The 6,689-nt window shown below is 66.8% G+C and carries 4 protein-coding genes; all 4 read left to right on the forward strand.

What is annotated here, in order from left to right; translation table 11 throughout:
• Positions 1 to 72 precede the first annotated feature (72 nt).
• Positions 73 to 2,244: a type I secretion system permease/ATPase gene (locus MYL53_RS02750; RefSeq protein WP_247851878.1), complete on the forward strand. Its 2,172-nt coding sequence runs from the start codon at positions 73 to 75 to the stop codon at positions 2,242 to 2,244.
• A complete protein-coding gene (locus tag MYL53_RS02755) occupies positions 2,241 to 3,668 on the forward strand; it encodes an HlyD family type I secretion periplasmic adaptor subunit (protein WP_247851880.1) in 1,428 nt (475 codons plus the stop codon). The genes MYL53_RS02750 and MYL53_RS02755 overlap by 4 nt, the downstream gene beginning before the upstream one ends.
• Positions 3,668 to 4,279 (forward strand): response regulator transcription factor, encoded by a 612-nt coding sequence (locus MYL53_RS02760; RefSeq protein WP_247851882.1) that lies wholly within the window; start codon positions 3,668 to 3,670, stop codon positions 4,277 to 4,279. The genes MYL53_RS02755 and MYL53_RS02760 overlap by 1 nt, the downstream gene beginning before the upstream one ends.
• 159 nt (positions 4,280 to 4,438) lie before the next feature.
• Positions 4,439 to 6,689: retention module-containing protein (locus MYL53_RS02765; RefSeq protein ID WP_247851883.1), on the forward strand; the 2,251-nt coding region annotated here is incomplete at its 3' end.

Genomic DNA, 6,689 nt, shown 5'->3' on the forward strand with positions numbered 1-6,689 from the left:
GTCGTCGGCGAGAGGCCGGGCCGGTGGCCCGGCCGCGCTGTTTTCTGAAAGTTCGTCACGCAGGGGTACGAATTGACACAACGTGAAGCGCTCGACGACGGCGGTCTTGCTCGGTCGGCCGTTCAGGACGAGCTGCTCGAATGTCTGCAGAGCATCGCGCTGGCGCATGAACATGACGTCAGCGCCGATGCGTTGACGGCAGGGTTGCCGCTCGAGGACGGGCGGCTGACGCCGGGAGTGTTTCCGCGGGCGGCGGCGCGGGCCGGTCTGTCGGCAAGAATCGTGCGCTCTCGCCTGGTACAGCTCAATCCCGCGCTCTTTCCCGCTGTGCTGCTGCTCGAGCCGGGCCGTGCCTGCGTGCTGCTGGCGCTGGACCTGAAGGCACGCCGTGCCCGGGTCATCTTTCCGGAGCTTGGCGAAGCGGAGACCGAGGTCGATCTGGATGGCCTGCAGGACGGCTACAGCGGCCAGGCCATCTACGTGCGGCCACGCTTCCGCTTCGACGCCCGTGGTCCGGAGGTCAGACGCAAGCGCGATCGACACTGGTTCTGGGGCGTTATCCGCGAGAATCGGCGTCTCTATCGCGATGTGATCGCCGGCTCGGTGGTGATCAATCTCTTCGCGCTGGCCATGCCGCTGTTCGTGCTCAACGTCTACGATCGCGTTGTGCCCAACCATGCCACCGAATCGCTGTGGGTGCTGGCAATCGGTGTCTTCGTGGTGCTGTGCTTCGATCTGGCGCTTCGGCTGATGCGCGGGGCCTTCGTCGACCTGGCGGCCAGTCGCGCCGACGTCAAGCTGTCCTCGGCGCTGATGGCGCAGGTGCTGGGGCTCAAGATGGCGGCTCGGCCGACCTCTACCGGATCCTTCGCGTCCATGCTGCAGTCCTTCGAGTCGGTGCGTGCCTTCATCGGTTCGGCCACGGTGGTGGGGCTGGTCGACCTGCCGTTCGTGCTGCTGTTCGCCGCCATCATCGCCTTGATCGGCCCGCCGCTGGTGATTCCGGTGCTGGCGGGCATCGTCTTCGTGCTGCTCTATGCGCTGGCGGCGCAGGGCAAGTTGCACGAGCTGTCCGAAACGACCTGGCGAGCCAGCGCCCAGCGCAATGCGACGCTGGTCGAGTCGATTTCCCAGCTCGAGACCCTGAAGGCGCTGCGCGGCGAGAGCCGGGTGCAGGGCATCTGGGAGCGGGCCTCGGCCTTCCTGTCGCGCACGGCGGCGCAGCTGAGGCTGGTCAGCTCCTCGGTCACCAGCGTGGCGCTGTGGACGCAGCACACCGTGGCCGTGGCGGTCGTCATCACCGGCGTCTATCTGATCATCGAGGGTGAGCTGACCCAGGGGGGCTTGATCGCCGCCTACCTGCTGTCGTCGCGCGCCATGGCGCCGGTCAGCCAGGCCGCCGCGCTGCTGGCGCAGTACCACCAGGCCGCGACGGCCCTGCGCTCGCTGGACGGCATGATGTCGCTGCCCGTGGAACGGGGCCAGGCGAAGCCCTTCATCGATCGTCCGGTGGTGCGTGGCGAGCTCGGCTTCGACAAGGTGACGTTCCGCTATCCTGACGAGCAGCGCGAGGCGCTGCGTGACGTGTCGCTCACCCTGGCGGCCGGCGAGAAGGTCGCGGTGCTGGGGCGGGTCGGGTGCGGCAAGACGACCCTGCACAAGCTGCTGCTGGGGCTCTATGAGCCTGAGTCCGGAGCGGTACGCCTGGACGGCGTGGATGTTCGCCAGTACGACCCGGTGCAATTGCGGCGCCATTTCGGCTATGTGCCCCAGGACGTCACGCTCTTCCACGGCTCGCTGCGCGACAACATCCTGTCCGGTGCCGGCAGCGACGGCGTCGATGACGAGTCGCTGCTGAGAGTCATCCACATCAGCGGGCTCGCGGGGCTGGTCGACGGGCATCCCGATGGCATCGATCTCGATGTCGGCGAGCGCGGCCAGCGCCTCTCCGGCGGCCAGCGTCAGCAGGTCGCCATCGCCCGAGCGCTGGTGCACGATCCGCGCATCCTGCTGCTCGACGAGCCCACCAGTGCCATGGACCACTCCTCCGAGGAGGCGCTCAAGGCGCAGCTCCGGGATGTGGGCGCCGGCAAGACGATGCTGATCGTGACCCACCGCACGTCGCTGCTGTCGCTGGTCGATCGTATCCTGGTGGTGGATGCCGGCAAGGTGGTGGCCGACGGGCCCAGGGACACGGTGATCGAAGCCCTGCGCAAGGGGCAGATCGGGAGGGCCGGCGCATGACGCAGGATTCCCGTACTTCCGAGCAGCGAGGCTTCGAGGCGATCGGCCGCTTTTCCGAGACCGGCAGCAAGCCGTTTCGCCCCTTCATCGATCGCCTCTTCTCGCGGCGGGTCACCTCCGCGCACCTGGATCGCGACTGGGCCAGCGATACGGACTGGGCGCGCTTGCAGCAGGAGCCGCTGCGGGCGCGCCTGATGCTCTATACCGTGGTGCTGGCGGTGGCGGCACTGATCGTCTGGTCGGCCTTCGCGCCGCTGGACGAGGTGACCCGTGGCACGGGGCGCGTGATTCCTTCCAGTCAGCTGCAGAAGGTGCAGTCCTATGACGGCGGCGTGGTGCAGGAGATCCTGGTGTCGGAGGGTGAGCGGGTCAGCCAGGGCCAGCTGTTGATGCGCATTGACCCGACCCGCTTCGTGGCCAATTTCCGCGAGAACCGGGCCAAGGCCGAATCCCTTGAGGCGCGCGCCGAGCGACTGCGTGCCCTGGCGACCGATAGCGATTTCACGCCGTCGGCGTCGCTGATCGAGGAGGCGCCCGATATCGTGGCCCAGGAGCGCGCGCTCTATCGCAACAACCTGGACGCCCTGGAAGAGCAGAAGGTGATTCTTCAGGAGCAGCTGTCCCAGCGCCGGGCGGAGCTGGATGAAGCGCAATCCCGGCGGGATACGGCCGCGCGTGAACTGGGCATGGCCGGACGGGAGTTGAACCTGACCCGGCCGCTGCTCGATTCCGGCGCCGTGTCCGAAGTCGAGGTGCTGCGGCTGCAGCGTGAGGTGACCCGTGCCCGTGGGCAGCGTGATCAGGCGGCGGCCCAGGTCGAGCGCCTGCAGGCGGCCATCGATGAGGCGGAATCCAAGCTGCGCGAGGTCACGCTCGAGAAGCGAAACGAGTGGCGTGATCAGCTCTCCGAGACACTGGCGGAGCTGTCGGCGCTGGACGAGTCGAGCGCCGGCCTGCGGGATCGCGTGCGGCTGGCGGAGATCCGCTCGCCGGTGGACGGTATCGTGCAGCGCCTGGCCATCAACACGATCGGCGGGGTCGCCCAGCCCGGGCAGGAGGTGGTCGAGGTCGTGCCCACCGACGATACCCTGCTGGTCGAAGCGCGCATCGCGCCTCAGGACATCGCCTTCCTGAGGCCGGGGCAGTCCGCGACCATCAAGCTCACCGCCTATGATTTCGCCATCTACGGCGGGCTCGAGGCCGAGCTGGTGCATATCAGTCCCGATACCATCACCGATGACGAGGGCAATACCTTCTATCTGGTGCGGGTTCGCACGCTCGAGGGCGACAGCGACCACCAGGCACTGGACGTGATTCCGGGCATGACGGCACAGGTCGATATCCTGACCGGCAAGCGCACGGTAATGCAGTATCTGCTCAAGCCGGTGCTGCGGGCCTGGCAGGATGCGCTGGGAGAACGCTGATGGAACAGGTCTTCATATGTCGCGACACGACGCTGATGCCGCGCTGGCGCGACGCCTTTCCCGAAGCTGCCTGTCTCGAGGCGGCGACCGCCGTCGCCGCGGCAACGGTCGATATGCAGGCCTGGGTGGTGATCCAGGGCGCGGAATGGCCGGCCCTGGTGCGTGAGCTGTCGAGTCGTGGCGCGATCGTCAGCGTGCTCAGCTATGCCCCGAGCTACCGTGAGGCGGCCCGGGCGCTCGAGGCGGGCGCGCGCGGCTATGCCCATGCGCTGTCCACGCCCGAGCTGCTGCACCAGATCGCACTGGTCACCGCGCACCAGGGCATCTGGGTGGGGCCGGAACTGATGGCTCAGGTCGTTGGCGGGGCCTATCGCGCGCTCGGCGGTGACCAGCGTCTCAACGATGACGTGCTCGCGCCTCTGACCCAGCGCGAGCGAGACGTGACTATCGCGGTGGCGGCAGGCAACAGCAACAAGGCGGTCGCCCGCCAGCTCGGTATCACCGAGCGAACCGTCAAGGCGCATCTCGGGGCCGTGTTCCGCAAGCTCGATGTCCGCGACCGCATGCAGCTCGTGCTCAAGCTGTCTCGCCAGGAGCAGGGTGTCAGCTGACGACGTCAGACTGGCGCCTTCCTCTTGCCAGTGACTTTCTGTTACCTGTCCATCGGTCCAATACCGAGGGCCTAGTCCCTGTCCTAGTGTTAAGTCATTAGCCGCCGGTCTATCCATCGGGGTACCCGGCCTATGTCACTCCGCAGGGGGATAGGGACGATGATCATCGCTACCGTGGTATCCATCACCGGTCAGGCTTGGGCGCGCGACGCCGAGGGCCATCTTCGTGAGCTTCGGGTCGGGGACACGCTGCAGGAGGGGGAGACGCTGGTCACCTCCGATAACGGGCGTGCGGTGCTGGATTTCGGCGATAATCTCGACCCCACGGTCATTGCCGGCGGCGAAGAAGTCGTCATGACCCTGGAGCTGGCGTCTGACCATTCGGTGGCCAGCGAGGAGGCCAGCGCCCAGGACGGCGACATCGAGGCGCTGCTGACGGCCATCGATGAAGGGCAGGGCGACCTGCTCGAGACCCTCGATGCCACCGCCGCCGGTGGTGCCGGTGGTGCGGGCGGCGGTGACAGCGGCCACAGCTTCGTGCGGCTGCTTCGGATCAGTGAGAGCGTCAGCCCGCTGGCCTTCAACTATGGCCTCAATGCCTTCGAGGGGCCGAATCAGGTCGACTTCGATCCCGCGGTCGTGCCCGTGGAAGAAGAGGCCAATGATATCCCGACGGTCGACACTCAGGACCTCAATGACGATGGCGATGTGGTCTGGGAATCGGCGCTCACCGACGGCAGCGGTGGCGGCAGCCTGACCACCAGCGGCGCCTTCCAGATCGATACCGGCGTGGATGCGCTCGACCTGATCGAGGTTCAGGACGCCAGCGGCGCCTGGATTGCCATCGCCGCCAACGGCACGGAAGTCCAGGGCACCTACGGCACGCTGACGGTCAATACCGATGGCAGCTGGAGCTACACGCTGGGCGACAACACCCTGGATCATGACGGCGTCGACCAGACCGGCGCGGCCGACCAGGTGCAGGATCAGTTCGGCGTCCGTGTGACCGACGACGACGGCGACGTGTCCGATCCGGCGACGCTGACCATCGACGTCAATGACGACGGTCCGGTAGCCGTCGACGACAGCGTGACCGACACCGTGCCGGAAGACGGCAGCATCGATATCGACGTCTTCGCCAACGATACCGCCGGGGCCGACGGCGTCGATCTGCAGAATGGCATCGTCGTGTCCTCCGATCCCGCCAAGGGTTCGGTGATCTACAACGGTGACGGCACCTTCACCTATCAGGCCAATGCCGGGGCCGAGGGCGCGGACAGCTTCAGCTACACCATCACCGACGCCGATGGCGACACCGACACCGCGACGGTGAACCTGACCATTGCCGAGGATTCCACGCCCCAGGTGGTGACGCTCGGCCTTCGTGCAGAAGGCAACATGGTGTGGGAGTCGGCGCTGTCGGATGGCAGCGGTGGCGGCACCACGACGATCAGCGGCACGCCGGAGATCAATACCGGGAACGACCAGCTGGCGCTGATCGAGGTCAAGGATGTGAACGGTGACTGGATCGCGATCGATTCAGACGGCACCGTCGTGCAGGGCACCTACGGAACCGTGACCGTCGACACCGATGGCAGCTGGCAGTATGTGCTGACGGATAACACCCTGGATCACGACGATCCCACCCGTACCGGCGCCGGCGACCAGGTGCAGGAACTGTTCGATGTACGCTTCACCGACGACGACGGTGACGTCTCCGATCCTGCGACGCTGACCATCGACGTCAATGATGACGGTCCGGTCGCCGTCGACGACAGCGTGACCGACGAGGTGGCGGAAGACGGCAGCGTCGAGATCGGCGTCTTCGCCAACGACACCGCCGGCGCCGACGGCGTGGATCTGCAGACCGGCATCACCGTCACGACCGATCCTTCCAAGGGCACGGTCACCTACAACGGTGACGGTACCTTCACCTACCAGGCCAATGCCGGGGCCGAGGGCGATGACAGCTTCAGCTACACCGTCACCGACGCCGATGGCGATACATCGACGGCGACGGTTAGCCTGAGCATCGCCGAGGACTCCACCCCGACCGTGACCGTGGCCGACGCCAGCGTCGACGAGACCGGCGGGCTGTCGTCCGACACCCAGTCGTTCACCACCAGCTACGGCAACGACAGCGCCGGCACCCTGTCGCTGAGCGCGACCGGCGCCACCTGGGATGCCGCCAGCAACACCCTGACGGCCGACAACGGTGACTGGCAGATCGTGGTCAATGGCGACGGCACCTACACCGTGACCCAGCTGCAGGTGATGACGCACCCCGACGGCAGCGATCCGAACGACCCGATCACGGTCAACGTGACCGCCAGCATCACCGACAACGAAGGCGACCCGGCGACGGACGCCTTCACCGTCACCTTCCTGGATGACGGCCCGGTGGCGGCCA

The sequence above is a fragment of the Halomonas getboli genome, from assembly GCF_023094245.1.
Lineage (GTDB): Bacteria > Pseudomonadota > Gammaproteobacteria > Pseudomonadales > Halomonadaceae > Halomonas > Halomonas getboli.